17 protein-coding genes and 2 tRNA genes are annotated in these 25,911 nt (G+C 47.5%); 8 read left to right on the plus strand and 11 right to left on the minus strand.

Annotated elements, in window-relative coordinates; genetic code table 11:
• Nucleotides 1–196 precede the first annotated feature (196 nt).
• From F459_RS0113995 to F459_RS0114020, 6 genes are all read right to left on the minus strand, one after another.
• Nucleotides 197–268: transfer RNA gene (locus tag F459_RS0113995), tRNA-Val, on the minus strand.
• A gap of 12 nt (nucleotides 269–280) precedes the next feature.
• Nucleotides 281–353: transfer RNA gene (locus F459_RS0114000), tRNA-Asn, on the minus strand.
• A gap of 58 nt (nucleotides 354–411) precedes the next feature.
• On the minus strand, nucleotides 412–1,431 hold the full coding sequence (amrS, locus tag F459_RS0114005; RefSeq protein ID WP_020613343.1) for an AmmeMemoRadiSam system radical SAM enzyme: 1,020 nt from the start codon (nucleotides 1,429–1,431) through the stop codon (nucleotides 412–414).
• Nucleotides 1,415–1,795 (minus strand): hypothetical protein, encoded by a 381-nt coding sequence (locus F459_RS0114010; protein ID WP_020613344.1) that lies wholly within the window; start codon nucleotides 1,793–1,795, stop codon nucleotides 1,415–1,417. The genes amrS and F459_RS0114010 overlap by 17 nt, the downstream gene beginning before the upstream one ends.
• Before the next feature lie 62 nt (nucleotides 1,796–1,857).
• Nucleotides 1,858–2,589: a PilZ domain-containing protein gene (locus F459_RS0114015; protein ID WP_020613345.1), complete on the minus strand. Its 732-nt coding sequence runs from the start codon at nucleotides 2,587–2,589 to the stop codon at nucleotides 1,858–1,860.
• 1 nt (nucleotide 2,590) lies between these two features.
• Nucleotides 2,591–3,532, minus strand: coding sequence for a hypothetical protein (locus F459_RS0114020; protein ID WP_020613346.1), 942 nt, complete (start codon nucleotides 3,530–3,532; stop codon nucleotides 2,591–2,593).
• 41 nt (nucleotides 3,533–3,573) lie between these two features.
• Here F459_RS0114020 and mfd point away from each other — a divergent pair, with 41 nt between their 5' ends.
• The 4 genes from mfd to F459_RS0114040 all read left to right on the plus strand — a co-directional run bounded on the left by mfd (nucleotide 3,574) and on the right by F459_RS0114040 (nucleotide 11,309).
• Nucleotides 3,574–6,960 carry a transcription-repair coupling factor gene (gene mfd / locus F459_RS0114025; protein WP_020613347.1) on the plus strand — a complete coding sequence of 1,129 codons (3,387 nt, stop codon included), beginning with the start codon at nucleotides 3,574–3,576 and terminating at the stop codon, nucleotides 6,958–6,960.
• 16 nt (nucleotides 6,961–6,976) lie between these two features.
• Nucleotides 6,977–9,181, plus strand: coding sequence for a phosphoenolpyruvate--protein phosphotransferase (gene ptsP / locus F459_RS0114030; RefSeq protein WP_020613348.1), 2,205 nt, complete (start codon nucleotides 6,977–6,979; stop codon nucleotides 9,179–9,181).
• A gap of 13 nt (nucleotides 9,182–9,194) precedes the next feature.
• Nucleotides 9,195–9,872 (plus strand): tRNA (guanosine(46)-N7)-methyltransferase TrmB, encoded by a 678-nt coding sequence (gene trmB, locus F459_RS0114035; protein ID WP_020613349.1) that lies wholly within the window; start codon nucleotides 9,195–9,197, stop codon nucleotides 9,870–9,872.
• Between the two features lie 84 nt (nucleotides 9,873–9,956).
• The gene (locus F459_RS0114040; protein WP_020613350.1) at nucleotides 9,957–11,309 is read left to right on the plus strand and encodes a citrate/2-methylcitrate synthase; all 1,353 of its coding nucleotides are present in this window, start codon (nucleotides 9,957–9,959) and stop codon (nucleotides 11,307–11,309) included.
• 47 nt (nucleotides 11,310–11,356) lie between these two features.
• On the opposite strand, the gene fusA (F459_RS0114045) is transcribed toward F459_RS0114040, so the two are convergent.
• The 4 genes from fusA (F459_RS0114045) to F459_RS0114060 all read right to left on the minus strand — a co-directional run bounded on the left by fusA (F459_RS0114045) (nucleotide 11,357) and on the right by F459_RS0114060 (nucleotide 16,936).
• The gene (gene fusA, locus F459_RS0114045) at nucleotides 11,357–13,438 is read right to left on the minus strand and encodes an elongation factor G (RefSeq protein WP_020613351.1); all 2,082 of its coding nucleotides are present in this window, start codon (nucleotides 13,436–13,438) and stop codon (nucleotides 11,357–11,359) included.
• Nucleotides 13,439–13,533: 95 nt separating this feature from the next.
• The gene (locus F459_RS0114050) at nucleotides 13,534–14,496 is read right to left on the minus strand and encodes an AEC family transporter (RefSeq protein ID WP_020613352.1); all 963 of its coding nucleotides are present in this window, start codon (nucleotides 14,494–14,496) and stop codon (nucleotides 13,534–13,536) included.
• A 12-nt stretch (nucleotides 14,497–14,508) separates the two neighbouring features.
• Nucleotides 14,509–16,545 (minus strand): elongation factor G, encoded by a 2,037-nt coding sequence (gene fusA / locus F459_RS0114055; protein WP_020613353.1) that lies wholly within the window; start codon nucleotides 16,543–16,545, stop codon nucleotides 14,509–14,511.
• A 61-nt stretch (nucleotides 16,546–16,606) separates the two neighbouring features.
• Nucleotides 16,607–16,936 (minus strand): thioredoxin family protein, encoded by a 330-nt coding sequence (locus F459_RS0114060; RefSeq protein ID WP_020613354.1) that lies wholly within the window; start codon nucleotides 16,934–16,936, stop codon nucleotides 16,607–16,609.
• 134 nt (nucleotides 16,937–17,070) lie between these two features.
• Here F459_RS0114060 and F459_RS0114065 point away from each other — a divergent pair, with 134 nt between their 5' ends.
• Nucleotides 17,071–18,720 carry a putative bifunctional diguanylate cyclase/phosphodiesterase gene (locus F459_RS0114065; RefSeq protein WP_020613355.1) on the plus strand — a complete coding sequence of 550 codons (1,650 nt, stop codon included), beginning with the start codon at nucleotides 17,071–17,073 and terminating at the stop codon, nucleotides 18,718–18,720.
• On the opposite strand, the gene F459_RS0114070 is transcribed toward F459_RS0114065, so the two are convergent.
• Nucleotides 18,717–19,385, minus strand: coding sequence for a hypothetical protein (locus tag F459_RS0114070; RefSeq protein ID WP_020613356.1), 669 nt, complete (start codon nucleotides 19,383–19,385; stop codon nucleotides 18,717–18,719). The genes F459_RS0114065 and F459_RS0114070 overlap by 4 nt on opposite strands.
• A 1,134-nt stretch (nucleotides 19,386–20,519) precedes the next feature.
• Here F459_RS0114070 and F459_RS0114075 point away from each other — a divergent pair.
• The 3 genes from F459_RS0114075 to F459_RS22390 are packed head-to-tail and all read left to right on the plus strand — an operon-like array spanning nucleotide 20,520 to nucleotide 25,911.
• Nucleotides 20,520–23,765, plus strand: a complete 3,246-nt coding sequence (locus tag F459_RS0114075; RefSeq protein WP_154651694.1) for a DUF6603 domain-containing protein — start codon at nucleotides 20,520–20,522, stop codon at nucleotides 23,763–23,765.
• Nucleotides 23,762–25,048, plus strand: a complete 1,287-nt coding sequence (locus F459_RS0114080) for a hypothetical protein (RefSeq protein ID WP_026295038.1) — start codon at nucleotides 23,762–23,764, stop codon at nucleotides 25,046–25,048. The genes F459_RS0114075 and F459_RS0114080 overlap by 4 nt, the downstream gene beginning before the upstream one ends.
• Before the next feature lie 2 nt (nucleotides 25,049–25,050).
• A complete protein-coding gene (locus tag F459_RS22390; RefSeq protein ID WP_051086176.1) occupies nucleotides 25,051–25,911 on the plus strand; it encodes a hypothetical protein in 861 nt (286 codons plus the stop codon).

A 25,911-nucleotide genomic window follows, 5' to 3' on the forward strand; every position in this document is an offset into this window, starting at 1 on the left:
TCTTCTGCCTGCACGGTGAGGAAAGCGCAACGATGCTTAAAATAATTTCCCAATTCTGCTTTTATAGCTTATAGCCATGAAAGAGAGATGCTTATAAAATGGTACAAATCAGGTAAAAAGAAAAGAAAATAAAAAAACACTATCCCCTCGCTTTCAAGGAATAGTGTTATTTCTTTGCATTGAAACGATTTACTCATGGGCGATACTGGATTTGAACCAGTGACTTCTACCGTGTGAAGGTAGCACTCTCCCACTGAGTTAATCGCCCGAAGGAAAATGACTCCCCCGGACAGACTCGAACTGCCGACCTAGTGGTTAACAGCCACCCGCTCTACCAACTGAGCTACAGGGGAATGTTCTCTCGAACGAGTGTAATCTACACAAAAGTAGCGTAGTGTGTCAACGGCTTTCTCAAAAAATCTTTGCAATCCTTCTTCCGCAAGAAGGGCAATTTCCAGCATCATCCAATAGCACCGTCGTTGTATATCCTTGTCGCCGAATGACCGTTGAGCCACATTCCGGACAGCGAGTATTTCCGTCGGCCCGTGTATTACCCGGATAGACGAAATGCAGGTATTCCCTGCCGACGGCCACAGCCTTGTCTATGCTTAGGGTAGGGGTGGCCGGAGTTTTATAAAGAAAAGAGGGATAATATGCAGAAAGATGCCAGGGGATATCGGGATCGAGGGTCGAGAGGAACCGGGCCGAGCTTCTAATACCTTCAATATCATCGTTCTTGCCTGGAATGATTAAGGTGGTAACCTCGGTATGGACCCCCTTTTCGACGGAACGCGTGATAAACGTACGTACGGGTTCTATCGCACCCCCAAGTTCCCGCCGGTACAATTCATCGTCATGGGCCTTCAGATCTACATTGACCGCATCTATGAGTTCCAATATTTCATTACTGGGGTCGGCTTGGAGATAGCCGTTTGTCACCAGTATTGTTTTGAGGCCCTGCTTCCTGGCAATCGTTGCCGCTTCAAGCAGATATTCGATATGAATTGTCGGTTCCGAGTAGGTAAAGGCCAGGGATTTCATGCCAGCCGCGATCGCCTTGTCTACGAGTTCGTCGGCAAGGATCACGGGGCTTGCTTCTACGTCTCTCTCGCCGTAACTTGTACTGATGCGGTGGTTTTGGCAAAAGGGACAGCTAAGGGAACAACCGAAAAAGCCGATGGAGAATGTTTCCGTTCCCGGCATAAAGTGGTAAAGGGGTTTTTTTTCGACCGGATCGATTCCAAAAGATGAGATACGTCCATACAGTGGTATTTCGAGGTGGGCCCCTTTGCGGATGCGCGCCTTGCATCGCCCTGTCCTGCCATCGATTATGCGACAATTATTGGGGCATAACCGACAGGTTAGGATTGAATCGCCTCCGGAAACGGAAGGCGACAGTTCGTAGAACCGTGCCTTACCGGTCATATCCATTGACTATTTCGTTCAGGCGGTCGATGGAAGAGAAATGTTTGGGCGGATCGGCTACTTCGAAAGGGGTGTATTCGATACCGAGACGTCCTTTAGGGATCCAGATGCGTGCCATGGGTATCGCTTTCCCGTCACCGGTAACGATGTTGGGCAGAGCCTCAAAAAAGGCGATATCGGCGATGAGGAATTCAAGAAAATGAGTTGTCTCTCCCGACGGATCAACGATCAGGAGCATCTTTTCCTGATCATAGGGATGGCGTCTGGGTGAACCGCTGAAGATGACCGAGTCTCTTGTTCGCTCTTCCCGAAAATCATAGGAAGCCATCTGAAAAATCGGCTGTGCTTCAAGATATTTACGGATACTCATGTTAATAGTATAGCCGATTTTTCCTCAAAAAAAAAGAAGGGACGAGGAGCCCCTTGGAACCTTTAACTCAGGTGCCTTTTCAGAGCCTCCTGCCGTTCCGCTTCAAATAGCTCATTAAGAGCAATACGGCAGTCATCAGGCAGATCGATGAATTTGAATGATATGGGGCCGCTGTTGTGAATGATCTTTGCGCTGATTTCGAAATAAGCTCCCGAGACATTGAGGGTACACAGATCGATGGTCGTCCCGATCTGAAGATCGAGAAGCGATATGCCGGGTTCCGGCAGGAAAAGAAGCCCTCCGGCCGAAAAGTCCTCGACTCTGCCGGTGATGATACGTAGGCTCTGAGGATGGGTAAACATAAATTCGAGATCGTGTTTCGAAGAGGGAACGTAGCGTCTGTCGTAACGCTTATCATCCCAGACGGCATAGCGGGCCAGAATATCTTCCAGAAGGGCCAAATCCTCAGGATTTGCGAAATCTTCCTTTACGATGGCGTTTACACCGAGGATACCTGCCTTCGTTCCTTCTTCCTCATCGAAATGTTCCCCCCGAAGAAGGATGAAGGGCTTTTCCTCTGCATCGCTTCCCTGTCTGAAAAGCTGAAGGAACGGCTTCCAGTGCCGCGGGTAATCGGCGGCACTGAACAGAACAATCTCGGGTGCTACTTCATCGATGTTGTCCATCGCCTTTAGTGGGTTCGTATAGTGGATAAAGACGAATCCCTGCGGTGCAAGGTGTTCAACTACTTTATGCTTAATTGAATCTTTTTCGATAACGAGCATTGCTTTCATATTATTCTGTTCCCAGGTTCCTTACATAGTAGTCGTGAATCATCCAGAAGCCTTTATCCCGATGCAGGAGATAGGTGTATTTTCGTTTCTCTGAAAAATCGCTGTACTCAAAGGTTTGGACCACCTCGACCGTTGCATCTGTGGGCGTATAGGAGGTGTTGACGATAGAAAAGCTGCTGGGAACGACCAAAATATCGGTATCGACCTGCCGCTGCTGGAGTGCTTCTCTGTATTGATTCACCATCTGAAAACGTTCTTCGTCCGATTTATTACGATATTCCACCCTCAACCGTGGATCCTGAAGCATCAGCTGTTCCACATCAAGGTAGAGGAAAAACTTTGGCCATTCACCCTTTTGCCGGGCTTTGAGCATATAGGTAACCACTTCGTCCGGCGGCAACTTCTCCTTCGTAAGGATTCGTCCTGTTTCGGCATCAAGCTTTTCCTGGTAGGCGGGGACATTTGATAGGTCGGGATGTATTTGAATCGTCAAGGTGTTTGAGGTGATTTTCTGTGCTGCCTCCGAGGTCTGAAGATCGGGATAGAAACTTGCCTGGACCGTATAGACCCCCGGTACATCTATGGTGACGAAATCGGTCAAATCGGCAAGAAAAGAGTATTCTTCTCCGGGAAGAAGGACCATCTCTCGATAGAAAACCCGTTGACTGGAATTCCGCTCTATTTTAAAGTGTTCAGAATGTTCAATGGGAAGGTTTCGCAGATTACGAACATCAAAGTCGATGTTGAATAATCTTTTTTCGGCGGCATGGAAACGAAATGGTTCCGATTCGTTGTTTTTTACGGTAATGTGTACGGTGATTGTGCTTTTAGGTGTATAGACTGTGCGGTCGTATAGCTGTACCATTAATTCCATCCCCCAGCTGTGGCTGAGCGGAATTGCAAGAAGCTGTATGCAGAAAAGGATCTTAAGTTTCGTTGCCATGAATTTCCCCCGTCGCATCATTCCTATTTTCGGTTAAAACGATGATAACATTATTCCTAAATCAATTAAACGATCTTCTAAAAGCCTATCGTGCGAAAAACGAACTCTTCGAGCAGATCCGTTCCGACCGTTTTCCTGTGGTTCTTGAAGGACCGGAGGGGTTTTTTCTTGCATATCTGATCGAATCGTTTTTCCGTGAGCGAAAGAGCACGATTTTGGTGGTGACTCCCACGGAACAAGAGGCTTCACAGCTTGTAGGGGACCTTTCTCTCATTACAGATAAGGCGTACGCCTTTCCCTGGTGGGAAAAGGTTGCCTACAGCGGTAACCACATTCATACGCATGTGGCAGCAGAGCGCCTCCACTACCTTGTGCAGATGCTGAAAGGGGATCATGTCATCCTTGTAGCAAGTTTGCGCGCCTTTCTCACTCCGGTCCCGCCTCCCGAATCGATTAAGCAGACCCTTGTTCCCATTACCATCGGCGGGGCTTTCGATCCCATTTCCCTGCGGGACCGTCTGGTATCCTACGGCTATACGAAGGTTCCCAAGGTTACGGTTAGAGGGGAGTTTGCCCTCCGTGGTGAGGTGCTTGATATCTTTCTCGGCGGAGAAGATGAGCCCGTCCGCATCGTTTTTGAATGGGAGGAGGTAGAGAAGATTACCCGTTTTGATGCGGATACCCAAAAGTCTACGGAAGAGCTGAAGCGTATAACCTTGTATCCTTTTCATGAATTGATCTGGAGCGATGAGCGTATACGCATGCTTGATGCCAATTTGCCCCCAAGCCAACAGAAAAAAGCCTTTCTTGAGGAGTTGACAGCAAAAGGAGGATGCAGGGATGAGGAGAATTTTTTTGCCGCCAGCTTCAATCCACCGGGGACCCTCCTTAATTACCTTGACGATGACGCCATGTTACTGCTTTTCCAGGAGGAGCGGCTGATTTCAGGGGCCCAGACATTGGGCAAGGAGTATCGGGAGCTTTACAGAAAGGCCCGTTCGGAAGGGGTTCCTGCGCCGAAGCCCGAGACTATCCTTCTCGATTATGAAAGCCTCAGCTCCGGCCATGCAAAGAAGCTTGTTATTCCTGCCATCAAGGATGCCCAGGCCGATGGCCGGATGCGTTTTCCTGTCACAGGCCCCCGCAGTTTTTTTGGAAACATGCAATACCTTCGAAGCGAGCTTGAGAATCTTAAGGATTCCGGCTATCGGATCACCATCTTTGCAGAATCGGACAGTCAGGCCGCAAGGGTCCGCCAGCTTGTCGGAGATGAGGAGATATCCATCGTTGCGGCGCCCATTTCATCGGGTTTTTCCCTTCCCGAGCTTAAATTCATGGCAATTCAGGAGAACGAGATCTTCGGAAGAAGAAAGCGTATCCCTGCATCGGTCAAGCGGTCGAAGACTGCGATTATCGATACCTTTGTCGAGCTCAATCCCGGCGATCTCGTGGTCCATGTGAATTATGGAATCGGACGATTCCTCGGTATCGACAGGATCACCGCCGCCGGTACGGAGAGGGATTATATCAAGCTCGAATATGCCGACCAGGAGATGATTTTTATCCCTATCGAGCAGGTAAACCTCGTTCAGCGCTATATCGGTCAGGAAGGGCAGAGCCCCAGACTCGATAAGCTCGGCGGCAAGGGGTGGGAGAGTCGCAAGGCCCGGGTTAGAAAATCCGTGGAGGACCTTGCCGATCGCCTTATCAAACTTTATGCAAAGCGAAAAGAGGCCCGGGGATTTTCTTTCCCCGAGGATACCGATTGGCAGGTGGAGTTTGAGGCTGAGTTTCCCTATCAAGAGACTGTAGATCAGCTTCGCTGCATCGAAGAGGTTAAGGCCGATATGGAGAGCGCCCGTCCCATGGATCGGCTTATCTGCGGAGATGTAGGTTACGGAAAAACCGAGGTTGCCATGAGGGCCGCCTTCAAGGCCGTTGTCGCAGGAAAGCAGGTTGCATTTCTTGCACCGACGACAATCCTTGCTGAGCAGCATTATGAGAACTTTTGCGAACGGTTTAAGCGATATCCTGTCAAGATTGATATGGTAAGCCGTTTTGTTCCCAAGAAAAAGCAACATCAGGTCCTCTCGGCCCTGACCGAGGGCTCCGTGGACCTTCTTATCGGAACACACAGGATCCTTCAGAAGGATGTTCTGTTTAAAAACCTCGGCCTCATCGTCATAGACGAAGAGCAGCGCTTCGGGGTTAAAGATAAGGAGCGGCTTAAGGAGCTGCGAACATCGGTGGACAGTCTTTCTCTTTCCGCCACTCCTATTCCCAGGACCTTGCACATGTCTTTGTTGAAAATTCGTGATATCTCTCTGCTCACCACCGCCCCGAACAACAGGCGTCCCATTGAGACAACTATTCAGGAATTTGACGAAGAGCTTGTAGCAAAGGCCATTAGAAGGGAGATGGAACGTGGCGGTCAGGTCTTTTTCCTTCATAATCGAGTGGAAACCCTCCCTCAGGTGCGAAGATTTCTTGAACGCCTTATCCCTGAGGTCTTTGTCGAGATCGCCCATGGACAGATGTCCAGCAGCCAGCTGGAGGATATCATGCATCGTTTTATCCATGGCTCCTTTCAGGTGTTGCTTGCCACAACAATTATCGAAAACGGGATCGATATTCCCAACGTCAATACCATCATCATAGACAGAGCCGACATGTATGGGATCAGTCAGCTATACCAGCTGAGGGGAAGGGTCGGGCGTTCGGACCGCAGTTCCTACGCCTATCTTTTCTACCCGGAACAGCGCGCCCTCTCCGAGATTGCCATGAAGCGTCTGCAGATCATCAGCGATTATACCGAGCTGGGATCGGGCTTCAAGATTGCCATGAAGGATATGGAAGTCCGTGGCGCCGGTAATCTTCTCGGCCGCCAGCAGCATGGCGAGATTCTTTCGGTCGGCTTCGATATGTATCTTCGTATCCTTGATGAGGCCGTGGCCGAAATGAGCAGAGGCGACGGCGAAGAAATTTCTGTCGAGGTCTATCTTGAGCTCGATTATTCCGGTTATATTCCCGACTCCTACATCACCGATCCCACCGAAAAGATGGAGGTCTACAAAAAGATCGCCGCCATCCAGGTTGATGAAGATCTGCAGATGGTAGTTGCGGAGTTGCATGACCGCTTTGGGCCCATACCTGATGAGGTACTGAGCCTTCTTGCCATCAGTGAGATCAGAATTTTCTGCAAACGTATGTCCATTGTTTCTCTCAAAGAACGGCGCGGACATGTTGAGATAGAGTTCGGAAGGGTTTCGAAGATATCGGCCCAAAAGGTTGTCAGGATGATAGCCGAGAGCAAGGGTGCCGTACGGATCGACCCGAAGCGGCCCAATATCTTACATATGGATACAACAGCAATCGGCCTGAAAGAGAAATCGGAATTTATTAGAGAAAAGCTCCAGGCTTTAGTATAATAATGCCGGGGGAAACATGAAAAAGAAGACCTTTGATCTTATTTGCAGCGTCGGAGAGCTGACCGGCATTTTCCATAAAAAGACGAACATAAATGGTTTACTGCATATTGTGGTAAAGTTGGTTGCCAAACATATGGAGACCGAAGCGTGTTCAATTTTTCTCCTTGACAATACATCGGGGAATCTGGTCCTCCGTGCTTCGGTAGGTCTCAATCCCGATATGATCGGTATCCTTTCCCTTGCTCCGGGAGAAGGTATTACCGGCACGAGCCTCAAGGAATCCCGTGCCATTAATGTTCCCAGGGGCTCAAAGGACCCCCATTTTAAATATATCGAAGGTATTTTTGAAGAGAGCTACGAGAGCTTTCTCGCCGTTCCGATTCTCCATTCCAAGCATCGTCTCGGCGTTATTGTCCTTGAAGATAGTAGACCCGACTATTATACGGAAAGAGATCAGCGAGCCCTTGGAACGATTGCAAGTCAGCTTGCCGCGTTTTTGGAAAACGCAAAACTTCTGCTTGAGCTTCGGAATCAGAAAAACAGAGGCCCGGAAGAGGCAGAGGATGAAAAAAACGATGGCCGGCTTCCCCTGAAGGATTTTTATCGGGGCGAGGCCGCTTCCGGCGGGATTGCCCTGGGGCGGGCCGTGCTGGTCAGCGGCAGCGGGGGAGACCTCCTTTTGAGCGCCGGCCATGAAGAATACCGACAGGGAGAGTCAGCCTTTGAAGAGGCTCTGGAAAAAACAAAACGCCAGCTGGAGCTCTTGCAGCAGCATATGGAAGATGCGCTGTCGGAGGTCGGTTCCCTCATTTTTGGAAGCCATCTTCTCATGCTCAGCGATGAGGATTTTTCCGGTTCAATGCGTAAGAGTATACGGGAGGGAATGGCGCCGCAGCAGGCCGTTGTTAAGGTTGTCAACGAGTATGTACTGCTCTTCATCAACAGTAGAAATCAGAACATCCAGGAAAAGGTTCATGATGTAAAAGACCTCGGCCACCGGCTTCTGAAAAATCTTCTGGTTAATGAGACCGAAGATGGTGATTATTCGGGGCAGATTGTGATTGCTCAGAACCTCCTGCCTTCCGAGCTGGTGAAATTGGGGGTTCAGAATACCGAAGGATTTGTGCTCTTTGGGGCGGGAATGACGAGCCACATCTCGATTCTCTCCCGTTCTCTTGAGGTTCCTGTTATTCTTTTAGGCGATAAAAATTTCTTCCAGTATGTGGAAAATCGACTCCTTATCCTCGATGCCTATCAGGGAACGATCATGGTCGACCCCGCCGAAGAGGTTATTGATCGCTATCTTGAAACCGATCGCCGTGAAACCGACAGACGAAGTGAGGATTATGCGGAACCCTTTGAGCCCATTGCCTTGCCGAACGGTAGGAATGTGGAACTTCTTGCGAATATCAACATTCTCAGTGATGTCCATTCCGCCAAAAGGTCGGGGGCCAGGGGGGTCGGGCTCTATCGAAGTGAGTTTCTCTATCTGATCCGTAACAGTTTCCCTACGGAAGAAGAACAGGTCGTTATTTATGAGAAATTATTGAACCAGATCGATAATGTGGTGTTTCGTACCTTTGATCTGGGAGGCGATAAGATTCTGCGGTCGGCCTCCTCCTCAAATGAGAAAAATCCTTTTATGGGGTTGCGGTCGCTTCGCTACGCAATGAAGAATCGGGACTTGTTCAAGATACAACTGCGGTCGATTCTCCGTGCGGGAAAGGGGAAAACGATTAAGATTCTTTTCCCGCTGGTGGCCGGCCCCGATGATTTTCTTGAGGCCCGGGAGGTGGTATACGAGGCGGCCGGAGCGCTGGAGGCCGAGGGGATCGAGCATAATGCCAATCCCCAGATCGGTGCGATGATCGAGTTGCCTTCCGCAGCTTTGCTTGTTGAAGAGATAGCCGAACATGCCGATTTTCTCTCTGTGGGAACCAACGATCTGGTTCAGTATGTCCTTGGGGTGGATCGAACGAACCAGCAGATCGCCCACCTCTATGATCAGCAACATCCCGCCGTTCTTAGATTGCTGAGGATGGTTGCCGAAGGGGCGGAGCGAAAGAGGTGTCCTATTAGTGTCTGCGGTAACAGTGCTACCGATCCCCAGATGTTGCATTTTTTCATTAAGTCAGGTATCTATTCCTTTAGTGTTGATCCTCGGTCCTTTTCCGACGTGCGCGCCGTGCTTCAGAAAATTGCCGATGAAATGATCGAATAAGAAGCGTGGTATTGTGGAAGAACCGGAAAGAAGAATCAGAAGCTACAGCAGAAGAAGCGGCAGACTCAGCTCTTCGCAGGAGCGGGCTCTTGCCGAGCTATTGCCTCGTTATGGGGGCACCCTTTCAGTAGAAAGGCCGCTGCCCTTGTCGCAATGGTTTCCCGAAGATGGCCGAATCGTTTTGGAGATCGGCTTTGGTATGGGGGAAGCCACCGTCGAGATCGCCGAGAAGTTTCCCAATCATTTCTTCCTTGGTGTGGAGGTCCACAAGCCTGGAATCGGACGCCTTCTGAATGAGATTGATCGGCGAGGGATAAAGAACATCAGGGTCGTTCAAGGAGATGCGGATATTCTGATCCGTACAATGCTCCCAAAGCTTTTCCTTTCGGGGGTCCATATCTTTTTTTCTGATCCATGGCCGAAAAAACGGCACCATAAGCGTCGCTTGATTCAAGCCCCCTTCCTGCGATCGCTGCTGCCCGTACTGAAGCCTGAGGGGTATATCTATATGGTAACGGATTGGGAAGATTATGCGCAGTGGATCCTCGCCGAGTCGGAAAAGGTGCCGGAATTGGAAAATCCATACAAAGGCTATGCGTCTTCTATCCCCTGGAGACCGGAAACTCGTTTCGAAAAAAAGGGTCGCGATAAGATGCACTTGATCCGGGAAATCTGGCTTCAAAAGCGATAGTTTATCTTCTCTTGCATAAAAATCGATTTTATAGCACTATTGTTGCAATAATATTCATTTCTCACCTGGAGGGGTACCACATCTATGGCACATAGCATCGATATGCAAAAACTTTCTGCTATCATATTAAAAAATAATCAGATTGATCCCTCTTTTTTCAGCCGTTACGATGTAAAGCGGGGCCTTCGGAATAACGATGGTACCGGTGTTCTTGTCGGCCTTACTCAGATTGGTGATGTTCATGGATATATAGTCGATGAGAAAGAGAAGGTTCCGGTGGAAGGACGGCTTCGTTACCGCGGGATCGATGTGGCCGACCTTGTGAACGGTTTTCAGAAAGAGCGGCGTTTCGGCTATGAGGAGACTGTCTACCTGCTGCTCTTCGGGCAGCTTCCGAATGAGGCCGAGCTGGAGGAGTTCAAGACGGTTCTCGGCAGCAGACGTTTGTTGCCGGACGGCTTTACCGAGGATATGATTCTCACGGCTCCGAGTTCCAATATCATGAACAAGCTGGCCAGGAGTGTTCTTGCTTCCTATTCCTATGATGATAACGCCGAGGATTCCAGCATTGAAAACGTGCTGCGGCAGGCGGTGGGTCTGATCGCTCGCTTCCCGGTCTTTGTCTCTTATGGATTTCAGGCAAAACAGCACTACCATGCAAATAAGACCCTTTTCATTCACTCTCCCGACCCAAAGCTTGGAACCGCGGAGAATCTTCTCCGGCTGATTCGGTCAGATGCAAAATACACGAAACTTGAGGCGGAACTCCTCGATCTTGCCTTGGTCCTTCATGCCGAGCATGGAGGAGGAAACAACTCCGCCTTTACCATCCATGTCGTTTCTTCAAGCGATACTGACACCTATTCGGCCGTTGCCGCCGCAGTCGGTTCTCTGAAGGGAGCAAAGCATGGCGGGGCAAACATCAAGGTTAGGGAGATGATCGAGGATTTTAAGGCCAATGTCGGCGACTGGAAGGATGAAGAGGAGATAAGCGCCTATATCGAAAAGATCGTTCGAAAAGAGGCATACGATAAGAGCGGTTTGGTCTATGGAATGGGCCATGCGGTGTATACCTACAGCGATCCCCGGGCTGTTCTGCTTAAGGAAAAAGCCCGGATTCTGGCAAAAGAGAAGGGGCTGCTTGAGGAATTCGAATTGTATCAAATGATTGAACGCCTTTCTCCTGCGGTGATTGGCAGGCTGAAGGGAGTGGACAAGGTGATCTGTGCCAATGTCGATTTCTACTCGGGATTTGTCTATGCGATGTTGGGTATTCCGAAAGACCTGTATACCCCTATTTTTGCTGTTGCAAGGATCGCCGGATGGTGTGCACATCGGATCGAGGAGATCATCAACGGCGGAAGAATCATGCGCCCCGCTTATAAGCATATCAGGACCGTACAACGGGAGTATCTTCCCCTACATGAGCGGGCGTAAAAAAACGGCCGGAGGAATCCGACCGTTTCTATATCATTCTTTTTAGGCTATTCTTCTTCGGTGACCATCGCCTTTGATTCGGCTATGACCTGTTCGGCGTTCTTGCCCGTCAGGGTGGCATAGTGGTCGAAGTCGAGTTCGAAACTGCCTGTTCCGCTCGTGATCGAACGAAGATCGATGGCATAGCGCAGCATTTCTGCCTGAGGCACCTCGGCATCGATTTCCACAATCCCTCCTCCAAGATTTTCCTGGCCAAGTACTCGGCCGCGTTTTCCCGAAAGGTCGGAAAGAATATCACCGAGGTATTGCTCATCGGCAAAGACCCGCAGCTTCATGATCGGCTCAAGCAGCATAACCCCCGCTTTTTCAAGGCAGGCCCGAAGGGCTCCCTTGGCCGCCATTTTAAAGGCCATTTCTGAACTATCCACGGGGTGTTCCTTACCGTCGATAATGACCGCGCCGAGATCGACGATGGGGTAGTGGGCCAGGTAGCCTTCTTCCATTCCTTCAATGAGCCCTTTTTCGATTCCGGGCATGTACCCCTTGCTGATCGATCCGCCCTTGATGGCATTTTCGAAGGTAAACTTTTCTCCCCGGGTAAGGGGTTTTATCTCCATTGCCACTTTACCGTACTGACCATGACCACCGGTTTGCTTTTTATGTGTGTATTCTGCGCTTGCCGGCTTGGTAATAGTTTCCCGGTAAGCAACTTTAGGAGTTTTTGTTTCGACCTCTATCTTTTGTTTGTTGCGGATTTTATCCAGGATGATCGTGATATGCAGCTCTCCCATCCCGCTGATAACACTTTCTTTTGTCTCTTTATTGAAGGAAACATCAAAGGTGGGATCTTCTTCACTTGCCCTGTGTAAAAACTCGTTGAGCTTGTCTTCTGCCTTTTTGCTGGCAGCATTTACGGTGAGCGCGAACACCGGCTGGGGAAGGGCAAGTTTATGGTAGGTTAGAATCTCATTACTGCTGCAGAGGGTATCGTTGGTCCTGACACCGTCGAGTTTCGTTATGATGCCGATATCTCCGGCGGTAAGTTCCGGAACCTCGATGAGCTTTTTCCCTATCGCCCGGTAGACCTTTGATCCTTTTTCCTTACGCTTTTCCCTCGGATTATATAGCTCACTATCGGAATTAAGCTCCCCCGTGACAACTTTGACGTAGCTGAGCTTACCGCTGAACTGGTCGATCGTCGTTTTGAAGACCATGCAACTCATCGGCTTTTCTTTATTGATTTCTACCTCGACCTCTTTCCCGTCGGCATCGTCGGCCTTTTCGTTGACATGCTCGGGGCTGGGTGCGTTATTTGCAATAAAATTAAGGAGGCTTGCTATACCATTGTTATGTACGGCACTGCCGCATAAGACCGGTACAATTTTATTGTCGCGAAGTCCTTCGCGAAGTCCCAGACGAATCTCATCTTCGGTCAGGGTACCTTCGGCAAAGTATTTTTCCATCAGATCATCGTCGCCTTCGGCTGCCGATTCGATCATCTGAAGCCGATATTCCTCGACCATAGCGTTCATATCGGCGGGAATATCGATTGGCTCATCCTTTTCTGCCGCTTCATGGATGAGATAGGCCTTATTTTCGATAAGGTTCACAATTCCCTTGAAATCCGTTCCGTCACCAATAGGGATGGTCACGGGAACGAAGGTTTTCTCAAACTTTTCTTTTAAATCGTCGAAGCTCTTTTGAAAACTGGAATGTTCCTTATCAAGTTCGTTGATGAAGACTATCCTCGGCATATTTCTACCGTTTAGCCTCCGCCACAGCTTTATTGTTTCAATTTGTACCCCGGATCTACCCGATACCACCATAACTGCCGATTCGGTCGCTCGAAACGCACAAACCACCTCTCCTATAAAATCGGCAGTTCCGGGAGTATCCAGCAAGTTGATCTGATGGCCTTTCCACTCGAGCGATGCAAGGGACGTATGGATGGACATTCCCCGCTCCTGTTCTTCATCGGTAAAATCACTTACCGATTTTCCCGAATCGACACCTTCGGCTTTCGGAATGACACCACCGTTATAGAGAATCTGTTCTAATAAGGTGGTTTTTCCGGTGCCGTTGTGACCCACGATCGCTAAATTCCTGATGTCGGCAGAGGTAAAACTCATAACAGTCTCCTTTTTGCTTTCTGTTTGATTTACTATACGAGGTGAATTTTCTGTTGTCAACAAAAAGCTCATAGAGCTCTAATGATTGAAAAGGGTTATGGGAGGAGAAAATAAAAGGAAATTACCAAAATGATGGGCATGGTAAGCACCGAGGCAGGGTAGGTAATGATCTCTCCTCCGGCAATGTAGGCAACCTGCTGCTCTGTTCCGTACTTTTTCGTGGCGATCATCAGATTTGTTGAAGGAGGAACCGCCGTCTGCAAGATGAGGGCCAGCTTCATGGGAGCCAAAAGGGGTTTCGGAATCCAGGCCGGATGCAGATGGAAGAGGATGATTAACATGAGGAACGGATAGAGTAAGAGTTTTACAATAACAAAAAAAAGGTAATCCTTGCGGAATTTAAAAGAGCCCTTTGGAATAAGAGCGAGGATCCCCCCCAGGGCGACAAGAATGAGATCCATACTAAGCTTTGCTGGAAGCGTGAGCACGTTATGGGCAAAATCGTACAGAGGTTTATCGAGTCCGAAGACAGAAAGAGAAAAGCCGATGAGAATTCCGACCAGCGGTCCGCTTACTTTGAAGGTGAAGGCCGCTCTGTCGGAATTGAGGAGGGAAATGGTGAGCGTCCAGAAAAGGGTGTTGAATCCGAAGATCCAGAAAAACATGAAAATCATCAGTTCAGGAGGTGCAAAGGATTCCATAATAGGAAGTGCCACATAGCCTGCATTTTGAAATGCAAAGAGAAGGACAAAATCTCGACGATGCGCTCTTTCGGAAACGGCCAAAGGGGAGAGCAGGCGGCCCAGCCACATCTGGAAAAGCAGCAAAAGAATGCTGCAAACAAAGAAGCCGACCATAAAGGGGTAACCCGACCCCTCGGCGCTGGACCATCCGACGATGAAGTTACGAACGAAATAGATGGGAAGTAAAACATTCATGGTAAGCCAAAGTACGGACTGCAAATGCTTGTCCTTCAGGGGGGTGAATCTGAAGAGTAAAAAACCGCCGACTACGAACAGCACAAGACGTGCAAGAGCGGCGAAGAGAATAGTGTACATGTGTGGAATCTCCTAGATCCCGCCTTCCTTTGGCTGAAAATGACTGAATTCCATTGCGAAGGTTCCGCGTCCCTGGGTGACGGAGCGAAGATTGGTGGAGTAGCCAAACATCTTTATCATGGGAACCTCGGCGCGGATATGTTCGATTGACTGCTTACTTTCAAGACTCTCAATCATACCACCTCTGCTGGTTATCTGACTCATGACCTCTCCAACGAACTCCTTGGGGCACATGACATCAACCTTCATAACCGGTTCAAGGAGGATCGGGTCGGCGTCACGGCATGCAGCATCGAAGCCGAGAGAGCCTACAGCCTCGTATGCGGCGGCCGTTGCAGTCATTTCATCAAACTCGACAGACAAGAGCGTGACTTTAACATCGAAAACGGGATAGCCGTACATGATACCGCCACCGAAGGCGTTCATTACTCCCCGCTGGACAGCATCACGAAATTCACGTGGGAATTCCTTTTCGTCAACAAGACATTCAAAGACGTTTCCCGCCCCCTGCTTAACAGGTTGGACCTTAAGTGTGATGACTGCATTTGTTTCCTTGCCCGAAACAACCTTATGGAAATGTTCCGTATGAATATGCTCTTTGGAAATTGACTCACGATAGGTAACCTGCGGATTTCCAATGCGCGCATCAACATTAAAGTCCTTTATGACCCGAGTCACCAACACATCAAGGTGAAGTTCACCCATCCCGGATATGAGAAGCTGTCCCGTATCCACATTCTCCCGCACCGTAAAGGTCGGATCTTCTCGATGCAGCTGATCGAGCACCTTATGAAGCTTTTCCTGGTCACTCGCCGTTTTCGGTTCGATGGCGACCGAGATGACCGGCTCGGGGAACTGCATCGGCTCAAGAGAAACCTGGTATCCTTCAGAACCAATGGTATCTCCCGTTTGGGCAAGTTTGAACCCTACGATGACCGCAATATCCCCTGCACTTATCGAATCCATCGCTTCACTTCGATTCGAGTGCATTCTCAAGATACGATTAATTCGTTCCCGTTTTCGTTTTGTGATGTTATACACGGTCTGCCCCTTTTTCAGGGTTCCGCTGTACATTCTGACAAAGCTGAGAGCTCCCATTTCGCGATCGAATTGAATCTTAAAGACCAAACCCAGGGGCTGCTGTTGCTCGTCGATCGCAACGGTCACCATTTTATCGTGTTTCAGATGGAGCCCTTCGATAGGAGGCGCTTCCCAGGGAGAGGGCAGATAATCAACGACGCCGTCGAGAAGGGGCTGAACACCCACATTCTTTAGTGACGCACCGACGAAAATGGGAATGATCTCTCTGGAGATAGTTCCCTTCCTAATGGCCGCTTTGATCATTTCTTTGGGAACATCTTCACCCTCGAGATAGCGCTCTGTTATTTCATCGGAAAAAGCGGAGAGCTGATCAATCAGGTGTTCCCTCCACTGTGCACAGAGTTCCTTGTGCTCCTCCGAGAGTGGACTATGGTGCATTTCACTTCCGTAGTTCGTCGGCTCGAAGCTTATTTCCTGCTCTTCAATGAGATCGATGATACCGGTGAAATCGGATTCCTTACCGATAGGAAGATAGAGAGGGACAGGGTTTGCCTTTAATTTTTCTTTAATCTCTTCAATGACACCGAAAAAGTCGGCTCCGAGGCGATCCATTTTATTGATATAAGCGATTCTTGGGATTTTATAATGATCGGCCTGGTGCCAGACCGTTTCGGACTGAGGTTCCACCCCCCCTACTGCACAGAAGATGGCAATGGCAGAATCGAGAACACGTAAAGAGCGTTCGACTTCGGCTGTGAAGTCGACATGTCCCGGTGTATCAATGATGTTGATCTGGGTTTCTTTCCAGAAACACGTGGTTGCCGCGGACGTGATGGTGATTCCGCGGTCCTGCTCCTGTTCCATCCAGTCCATGATGGCTTCGCCGTCGTCGACCTCGCCGATCTTGTGGCTTTTCCCGGTATAAAACAAGATCCTTTCGGTGGTTGTTGTCTTTCCCGCATCGATATGTGCCATGATGCCGATATTGCGCATTTGCCTTGTTTCCATACGTCTCCATCCTATTCGATGGACAATAATACCATAAAACGGGAATCGGATTCAATGAGACTTATTCTTCTAAAAGGGCCTGATAACGCTCTATCTTTTCTTCAAGTTGCTCGACGCTGAAATAGCGGGCCTCTCTGATCGTTTCTTTACCCTGGGCATAAAAAAGGACGGCGGGGATGGAAAAGACGGAAAGCTGGGCCGAAATTTTCTGTTGAGTCGAGATATCTATGATACAGGATTCGATTGAGGGATGTGCTGCCAGTAATCCTTCGATTTTAGGTCGTATGGAGGTGCAAACGCCACAACCGGGGGCGGTAAAATAGGCGAGGAAAAGGGGGGAGGTTTCGACTCGCTTCGAATACTCCGTGAGTGTCGTAACTGATTCAAGCATCTGCATCTCCATCTTTGAATGTACTGTAATATATAAAAATATATATACTATGGCAAATTTACTTTTTTATTTGATCTGGTGGGAAAGCTTGCGATGGCCTCCGGAACCATTATACTAGATTCTTGTGGTATGTAATGGATATGAAATGCCTGTTTGAATGGATTGAAAAACGGCAGCATGCAATAAAGATTTGGATGGTTCCGATCTTGGCAATGCTTGTTGCATCGGTGTATTTACTCGTCTATGTTACCGGTGGAATAAAATTCGTGTATTCACACTCTATGTACCTACCTATACTGATTGCCGGTTTCGTTTTCGGAATCAAAGGGGGGATTGTAACGGCTCTTGTCGGAGGGCTTGCTCTCGGTCCCTTTATGCCGATTGAGGTGGCGACAGGGGAACAGCAGCTGGCGATAAACTGGCTTTATCGAAGTGGATTCTTCCTCTTGTTTGGGATTCTTAGCGGCTTGGCCGCTGATAGTGCAACGTCCTATATCAAGCATCTCCGATGGCTTTCTCTGCATGATTGTTCAACGAAATTACCTAATCGCAAGGCATTGCTCGATCGACTGGAACCCAATGCTCTGCTTATCGTTATCTCATTGGAAAATGTCATGGAACTGAAATCTACCCTGGGTTTTTCGGTTATCGATGAGGCGGTACGGCAGTTGGCGTCTCGTTTTTCGAAAATGGACATGGGGAAAGAACTCTTTCGAATTGAGACGAGGCAGCTTGCAATTCTTCTGTTTCCAGGGGACATGGAGGATAAAGATGCGGCACTGCGAACCCTGATCTCTGCCTCACGGGAACCTATACTATATAATGGGATTTCCATTCATGTTGATTCCCGGATGGGGATTACCGAAATAGGTGAAAATGTGTTTGAACCACCGGAGCGCTACCTCCAGGAGGCTGAGGCCGCTTTGACCATTGCGGAAGAGAAGTTGCAAGATAGCGTCCCATACAGCCCGGAGATTATGGCAGCCACGACGGAAAATCTTGTCACCCTTGGAGAACTGAAGAAGGCAATTGAGCATTGTGAGCTTTCTTTACATTATCAACCGAAGGTTCGTATTGCCGACGGAATGGTCTGTGGTGCCGAGGCCTTGATGCGATGGACGCATCCCACACGCGGGAATATTCCTCCTGGCATGTTTATCCCCCGTGCAGAGCAAAGCACATTAATTCAAATGATTACGGAATTTGCTCTGAAGCAGACGATGGAACAGATCGTCGTATGGGAGCGCTGTGGCATTCAGATTCCGATAGCGGTAAACATATCGACCAGGAACCTCCTTCAGCCCGATTTTAGCGACTTTATTGCGAAGCTTATCGATCAATACGGTATACGTGCCGAATTGCTGGAACTGGAGGTAACGGAAGGATCATTAATGGTGGATATGGAGCAGACGGTTGCCGAGATGATGAAACTTGCCGGTTTGAAGATCATCATGTCTGTTGATGACTTCGGAACCGGCTATTCATCGTTACAATACTTGCATAAACTTCCCATCTCTTTCATAAAAATCGATCAATCTTTTGTTATGCGTTCCCCGGCTGACAAGGGAGCCGCTGTTATCCTTGAAGTGGCGGTTGATCTGGCCCATAAAATGGGGATAAAAGCAATTGCAGAAGGAGTGGAGGATGAAAAGGTTTATGCATTTCTTCATTCAATAGGCTGCGATATGGCTCAGGGATATGCCATTACGCAGCCCTTGGCGCCTGATGCGTTCAGAAGCTGGTATGAGAGATGTAACGGAGTCTATATGTGCTCGGAATCCTAAGCCTGAGTAGACTCCGTTTCCGTAATCGTAAGAGCGTATGTTCCTGTATAGGCGTTGAGCAGAAAGAGGGGATGAATGATAAAATAGATACTATTTCCTATTGCAACAACGAATTGCGGTCGCTTTTTTCTGCTGTCGACCGATGTAAAATAGGCATGTTCTTTGTCAGCTTTATAAGCGGATATCTCTATGGCTCCATTAAAACAGGCATCCGAACTTGACTGCCAGCTGTCTTCCCAGAAAATCCTATATGAAGATCCCTTTCTTACACATACGGAGAATAACTGAGGTTCAATGGTCGTAAATTCTCCGTTGTATCTTCCTAATGAAAGCTGATGGGGGGCCTTGTCGAAGATATATCCACCTGGTTCATGACCAAGCCGGTATAAATACTTCCTGCTGTCTCCGCTTTCAAGTTCTATGGTAAAGGAATCGATAAACGCCACCGTATAGAGTGTGTCATGCAGCAGCAGCCCCTTATCGCCAAAGGTCCAGCGACCTGTTGCATATTGCTTTTTAATTAGATAATCATTGTATAGATTGAAGATTCCACAACTTTGAAATTCCATAACGATACTTTCTGGAACTGCATAATAATCTGAAGTCCAGTATCCTAATAAAGAACTTTTTTCCCCGTCGAAGCTGTGGTTCAGAATCCTCTTCATAGTGCCATCCTTATCGCTACAATGTATCAAAGTGTTGGTATTTTGTGAACAATAAAAGTATACATAATAAATATAGCGGTGATATGAGAACGCGGCACCGCTAACCCGAACAGGAGCCTTGCCTGTTGACGAAAGCCCGACACGAAAATTTCTCATGCTGATTTCCGGTGTCGGGTTTTGACCATGCCTTGGTAATCTGTTTTTTTGCTCAGAAGTCATTTTCATGGTAGGATAGAGAAAGAGTAAATAAAAATGGAATTAAAAAGCATCTATGAACGAATTGATAAAAACATAAAAAACAGCACTTTTTTATTAAGCGATACAACAACGACAGCGACAAACGATATTTCAACGCTTTTGAAAGAGGCTTTTCAGCTAACGTCTCTAACAATGGAGAATGTAGTTTCGAGCTTTACTGATAAAATACAGCTGAAAGGCAATACTGTAATAGACAGCCAAAGCCTGGTAACCTTTGTAGTTATTTTTGAAAACGACAAAGATCAGAGTATACTATGTTCTTTTACAGCCATCATGCCGAGAACCTGGAACATGCCTTTGGATGAGGAAGGTATGTTCTCTTTGCTGAATGTTGAAAAATCTTTTCAAAAGCACACGGGAAAAGCCGATATCAGCGGCAATGCCTCCGGATGCCTTCAGCTTCCTGGAATACAGTTCCAGGCAACCGGTAGGTACGATTATGAAACACACAAATGGCTCTATTCATTTACAGGAGCAGCATACACATTACGTTCACTAATACAGGGCCTTGATCATTATGCTCATCTCGGCATCCCTGCGGAAATACTTCCTGATACGGCGCTAAAAAATCTTGCTTTTACCTATGAGGAAAGAGGAAAGGACTTATGGGATAATCTTACACTGGAGGTGACTACCGGATACAAGTTTTCCATCACCGAAAACCTGGCTATCGAATCCTTTGGCATTGCCATGCATAAGCGAAATATGAGCTATTCCTATGCAATTAAGGGTGAGCTTGTCATTGGAACGACAAGAGTACCTTTGTATATGCAGGCAATGGAGGATCAGTTCAATTTCGGAGTTGATGTCGGCGATGAAGGCTGTCCCTTACCATCGCTATCTGATGTTGCAAGCATATTCGGAATGAGTCGCCACATGTCGGTTTTCCCGAAAGAAATTGCCAATGGCAAGAATCTGATTCTACGCTTATTGACTATTGGCACATCGTGTAACCTGAAACAGATCCGTCAATTTTTTGTGACTGTCTCTGTAGATACTGATTGGGATTTTTTTGGCCTTCGGAACCTATGCTTGAAAGAAATCGAATTAGGATTCTACAGGCAGACCATATCAGAAAAGGCTGTGAATGGATTTACCATTATCGGAACAATCTGTATTTCGGATATATCTGTGCAGCTGGGAGGGAATTATACTTTTGAAAAAGGATGGACGTTTACCGGAATACTGTTGCCACATGAAGAAATCCATCTGGATGAAATATGGATTAGTTTTACCGACATGCTTGACTTTTCGGGCGTCTCCTCATTGCCGATCCCCAAAATTTCTCTTTATGATATTCAAATAGAATTTAATGTGCCGGATAAAGCGTTCTCAGCAAAGGCAAAGAGTAGAATAACTTCCAAAGATTCTGCTTCCATTTTAGAAAAACTTTTTGAAATTAATGCGGAAATCCGGATGCAATCCACACTCAAGGAGCAGAAAAGGACGTGCTCAGGGCAGTTTAGCGGGGAACTGTATATTGGAGATAGCAAATTTACGGTCGCGTATGATTTTGATACTGTAAGTCCGGGAAATACCGTGGCGGTCAAGTGGAAGCCGGTTTCGGAAAAAGAAACGCTATCCCTTGTTAAAATTGTAAAGCATTTTGGCGTGCAGGATATACCGCAGGTGGTTTCAGATCTTGATTTTGCCATTTCAGGCGTCGAAATGAGGTATGATCTTGATGCAAAGGAACTTGCGATTCAAGTTACATCCGATAAATTTGACAAAATCCGGCTTACTGTTAGCGATGAAGATTATGAAATAGACATACAGTTGAAAAATGCACTAAGTCTATCAAGGCTTCCCCTTGTCGGAACATATCTGCATGTGCTTGACAAGGTCGCCATTGAGAATTTGGAGCTCTTTGCATCATCAAAGGATAATCAGGCAAAGGAAACCCTGTCAGGAGCCGCCTTTCTGGGCAGCCTGTGCGAAAAGGCCTTTGTTCTTCAGATATACCACAACAAAGCCAAACAGGAACAGATGCTGCAAGAGCCATCCGGAGCAAGTTTAACCAAATGGTTTGCGATGGATAAATCCTTTGGAATCTTTGAACTGTATCGTCTTGGCATCGGATATATTGACGGGAGTATCACCTTTCTTTTAGACGCATCCCTGACGTCGAAGCCTATTGGATTGTCACTGCTTGGAATAGGATTAGGTATTAACCTCTCTTCCCCCGGAGATGTCTCTTTTCATCTGTCAGGAATCAAGATTAGCTATGACAGCGGTACCTTGGCAATCAGCGGATCTTTCCTGAAATCTACATTACATGATGCGGAAAGTTATGACGGCACTCTTCTCGTTAAAACAGGAGATTTTGCATTATTTGCGGTAGGAACCTATAGCAAAAACGCGTTTATTGTATCCGCTTTGATAAACAAAAATTTCGGAGGTCCGCCTGTTTTCTTTGTAACTGGTATAGCCGCAAGTTTTGCTTACAATATGGATGTAAACATTCCGGTAATTGACAGCATATCCAAATTTCCGCTGGTCAGCGCCGCCATGGGGAACCTGAAGAAAGAAGAGATGCTGGAAAAGCTGAAGGATTATTTGCGGATTGAAAACGGGCAGACGTTTCTTGCGGCGGGAATTACATTTACCTCTTTTGAGATGATTGAATCCTTCGCTCTGCTTACCTTTACGTTCGGAAATCACACACAAGTCAACCTGCTTGGGCTGTCACAGATGAGCATACCACCTCATATGAAGCGTGATAATGACCCGCTTGCTTACGCGCAGTTGGTACTGAAGGCCTCATTCGATCCCAAAGCCGGACTGTTCTCCGTAATGGCGAAACTGACTTCTGAATCATACATCCTGTCGAAAAAATGTAAACTGACAGGAGGTTTTGCCTTTTATACCTGGTTCTTGAGAGAACATGCCGGGGATTTTGTTGTTACTTTGGGCGGCTATCATCCGCTTTATAAAAGGCCAGCACATTATCCTGATGTTCCAAGGGTCGGGTTTACATGGGATGTGACATCACATGTAAACCTGAGCGGCGATATGTATTTTGCCCTGACGCCCTCTGTTTTAATGGCAGGAGGACGTTTCTGTGCTCTTTATAAAAAAGGATGCGTCAGGGCATGGTTTACCGTGGAAGCAGATTTTTATATAGCATGGAAGCCCTTTTTTTATGAAGCAAAAATATTTGCCTGCTTCGGGGTTGCGGTAAAAGTTCATATTCTCTTTGTTCATAAAACAATAAAAGTGGAACTCTCGGCAGGGCTTCAGATTTGGGGACCGGAGTTTAGCGGTAAGGCACATATATCTCTTTATATCATTTCATTTACAATAGGATTCGGAGCAGGCGCATCGAAGGAGCCCCCGCCTCTTGCCTGGACAGAATTCCGCCACTCCTTTCTTCCCCAAAAGAAGTCTGGCCGTGTGGCTGAGCAGCAGCCGGAAGTGGCTTTCTCTGAAGACGACCGGGCGCTGCCCTTGTCCCTTTCGCTAAGCAATGGCCAGCGCGGTGAGGAGCAGAGCGGATCGGAAATGGTTCCGATAGTCTCGTCAACAGGAATGGAACTTTTGATTAAGTCGGCAGTTCCTGTTACGGCAATTGAGCTTGATGATACGGCTGTTCCTTTGAACAAGGAAATGCCGGAAGCAGGCGTTTTGCCGATGGGTGAAGGAAAAAGGCTTCTGTCAACATTATCCGTAACATGTAAACATGCCGCGGGTCAGTCCCGAGAATGGGTGGTCGAGCCTGTTTATGATAATCTTCCGAATGCTGTCTGGGGCATGACAAAGAAAGGGGATGCACTCCTTAAAAATGTAGCTGTGGGGCTTCGTCTTTATCCGAAGGAACATCAGACAAGCATATTCCCCAAAACGGGCTTTATCGATCTAAACCGGTTATCCGTATATTCGTGCATTGAAAGGACATTTACCTTCAACCCCACATGGCAACTGCCACCTTACAGCCAGGAAGATGCCATTGAAGAATTTTCCGGGACAGTCATGAAGGATGAGATAAAACATAAAAGGCATGGATGGATTGAAGGCCTCAATGCGGCCGGTTTTGATTTCGATTTTACGGTTGATCTGTCAAAAATGGCGGAAGAAGCGGATAACATATTTTCCGAGGAAATGATACTGGGGGTATTGCTGTGAGTGACAAAAACGAATGCTTTAAAATGATGAAGGCATATCTTCCACCCCTGAAAAACGGAGAGTATACCGTTGAGGCTATACAGAATGTGACAGCTCCAGAATCTGACTCCTATCATGCGCAAATGGATTTTTGTGTAAAAGGAGCCCATTTTTCCGTTCCCGAGGAAGAAATACATTCCCTTTATCCTCATGTAAACGCATGCGGAAACTATGGAACTTCAATGGCGCATATAACATTCAAAAATAAAAGCTATCCCTGGGAGATGTCGGAACGGCCATGGTTCGCGCTCATCTGCCTTTCAGATGACGAGTTCGAATCAGAGCAGGAAATTGCCATCAAGGATTTGTTCAACTGTCCCAACGATACATTTTATCCGCTTAAAAGCATGCCGGCTTGTACGGAAAAACCGGAAGACGGCTGCACGATTCTGGATTTGCCCGCTGATCTCTATGAGGCTGTTATGCCCAGAGAAAGTGAAGCAGAACTTCTTGCCCATGTAAAAATAGTTGATCTCTATGATACGTCAGATGACCTTGTATCTCATGACGGATATTTTTCAGTGATTGTTTCCAATCGTTTCATTCCGTCAGGAAAAGAGGATTTCAAAAAAAACACCATGCATCTTGTTTCACTGGAAGGCTATGACGGATATCTTCCGGAAGGGGCAAGGTATTCAGCGCTAAAGCCCTATGCAAAGATACGCCTTGTGTCATTGTACAGCTGGAGTGTTTTTTCCACGGAAAAGGGGGATGCGGATTTTTGCAATATCATTACCAGTATCCAGAGTGGACCGCTTGCCCTGTCTGCGACCGAACTCCTGAAGCGTGGAAAGATTCCTCTTTATCATGTAACAAGAACAGGTGAGAAGACGGTTTCCTTATATCGCGGGCCGCTGATCCCGTATCCGGCAAAAAAGACGGAACAAATAACAAAACAAACAGCGGACGGCTGGATTATCTATGATCCGGAACACGGTATTATGGATTTGTCGTATGCCGCAGCCTGGCAATTAGGCCGTCTTTTGATTCTGAAAAACAAGGCTATGGCGGCCGCGCTTCTTGCATGGAAAAAGCAGGGTATGCGGCAATTCCATATAGAGGCAAACAAGATAGTCTTTCAAAATAAAATGCGTCTCGGTTTGAAGGCGGAACAGGGTGATATTGTTGATTATTGCGCGCACAAGCTTTTCAAACAGTTGCTGGAAGATGAACTGGTTGCGCCGTTGTCAACAGCCAGCGGATCGCCCAAAACTGATGTAAGAGAGAGTAAAGAAGGAAAGTAAACATGAAAAGCTGGAGATCTGAAAAATCAGCGTTCAAAATTTCTGAAGTCACTGATACTACCTCTCTGCCAATTCCTGAGCAGCTTAGTAACTGGCTGGGAGAGCTTATTTTACTTGGAGAAGTCCCGCTGGCCTATCTGGTCTCAGACGAGAGAGAGCTGCCGATGGAATCTATACGTTTTTTTGTTGTTGATCCACTGTGGACACAGGCGCTGGTTGAGGGAGCGACCAGTATCGGCATCTCGACAAAGGATGAGGCCCTTTACTCCGCTAAAAATCTGCCACGTCAGTATATGAATGCAAAAAAAAGTATCCGTATACCACGGTTTTCAAAGATGCACCCGAATCATAGACGTAAAAATGTACCGCTGACGGCAGACAGTAATTCGGTGCTGTCCGGATTTTTTATGCGATCTGATCTGGTTTCAAACTGGAAAGGAATTGAGGTAAAGGGATTTTATGAAGATGCGCCAAGGGACATTCTTCGGATGGAAAAACTTTCGGACAAGCTGCTTATCTGCATTTTTGAAGGAGAAATTGATGTGGTAAAAATGTATGAACCAAAAGAGGCCCTGCATTTTGGCACCAGGGGCCTGGACCGAAAAATGGATATACGAAGAGTTGACGAAGGACATGAAGGTGAACCTTTATACCAGGCCGGGACAAAGAAAAAAGTAAGCCTAACCGTACCAACGGAGAGCAACGGAAGAGTCAGAATATCGGAACTAAGGAAATCTTTGGCAAAGGCTCTTGATATAGACGCAAACACTATCGAATCTCCCCAGCTGGCTTTGGAAATGCTTTCAGTAGCCGGAGAATGTGAATTTAAATATGGAGGGAATTCCAATAACTATAAACTTTGA

This window comes from Sediminispirochaeta bajacaliforniensis DSM 16054 (genome assembly GCF_000378205.1).
Classification (GTDB): domain Bacteria; phylum Spirochaetota; class Spirochaetia; order DSM-16054; family Sediminispirochaetaceae; genus Sediminispirochaeta; species Sediminispirochaeta bajacaliforniensis.

Coding starts and splice junctions, on each gene's coding strand:
- amrS (WP_020613343.1), bottom strand. CDS start 1,431: ATGGATATGACCGGTAAGGCACGGTTCTACGAACTGTCGCCTTCCGTT.
- F459_RS0114010 (WP_020613344.1), bottom strand. CDS start 1,795: ATGAGTATCCGTAAATATCTTGAAGCACAGCCGATTTTTCAGATGGCT.
- F459_RS0114015 (WP_020613345.1), bottom strand. CDS start 2,589: ATGAAAGCAATGCTCGTTATCGAAAAAGATTCAATTAAGCATAAAGTA.
- F459_RS0114020 (WP_020613346.1), bottom strand. CDS start 3,532: ATGGCAACGAAACTTAAGATCCTTTTCTGCATACAGCTTCTTGCAATT.
- mfd (WP_020613347.1), top strand. CDS start 3,574: ATGATAACATTATTCCTAAATCAATTAAACGATCTTCTAAAAGCCTAT.
- ptsP (WP_020613348.1), top strand. CDS start 6,977: ATGAAAAAGAAGACCTTTGATCTTATTTGCAGCGTCGGAGAGCTGACC.
- F459_RS0114040 (WP_020613350.1), top strand. CDS start 9,957: ATGGCACATAGCATCGATATGCAAAAACTTTCTGCTATCATATTAAAA.
- fusA (WP_020613351.1), bottom strand. CDS start 13,438: ATGAGTTTTACCTCTGCCGACATCAGGAATTTAGCGATCGTGGGTCAC.
- F459_RS0114050 (WP_020613352.1), bottom strand. CDS start 14,496: ATGTACACTATTCTCTTCGCCGCTCTTGCACGTCTTGTGCTGTTCGTA.
- fusA (WP_020613353.1), bottom strand. CDS start 16,545: ATGGAAACAAGGCAAATGCGCAATATCGGCATCATGGCACATATCGAT.
- F459_RS0114060 (WP_020613354.1), bottom strand. CDS start 16,936: ATGCTTGAATCAGTTACGACACTCACGGAGTATTCGAAGCGAGTCGAA.
- F459_RS0114065 (WP_020613355.1), top strand. CDS start 17,071: ATGGATATGAAATGCCTGTTTGAATGGATTGAAAAACGGCAGCATGCA.
- F459_RS0114070 (WP_020613356.1), bottom strand. CDS start 19,385: ATGAAGAGGATTCTGAACCACAGCTTCGACGGGGAAAAAAGTTCTTTA.
- F459_RS0114075 (WP_154651694.1), top strand. CDS start 20,520: ATGTCGGTTTTCCCGAAAGAAATTGCCAATGGCAAGAATCTGATTCTA.
- F459_RS22390 (WP_051086176.1), top strand. CDS start 25,051: ATGAAAAGCTGGAGATCTGAAAAATCAGCGTTCAAAATTTCTGAAGTC.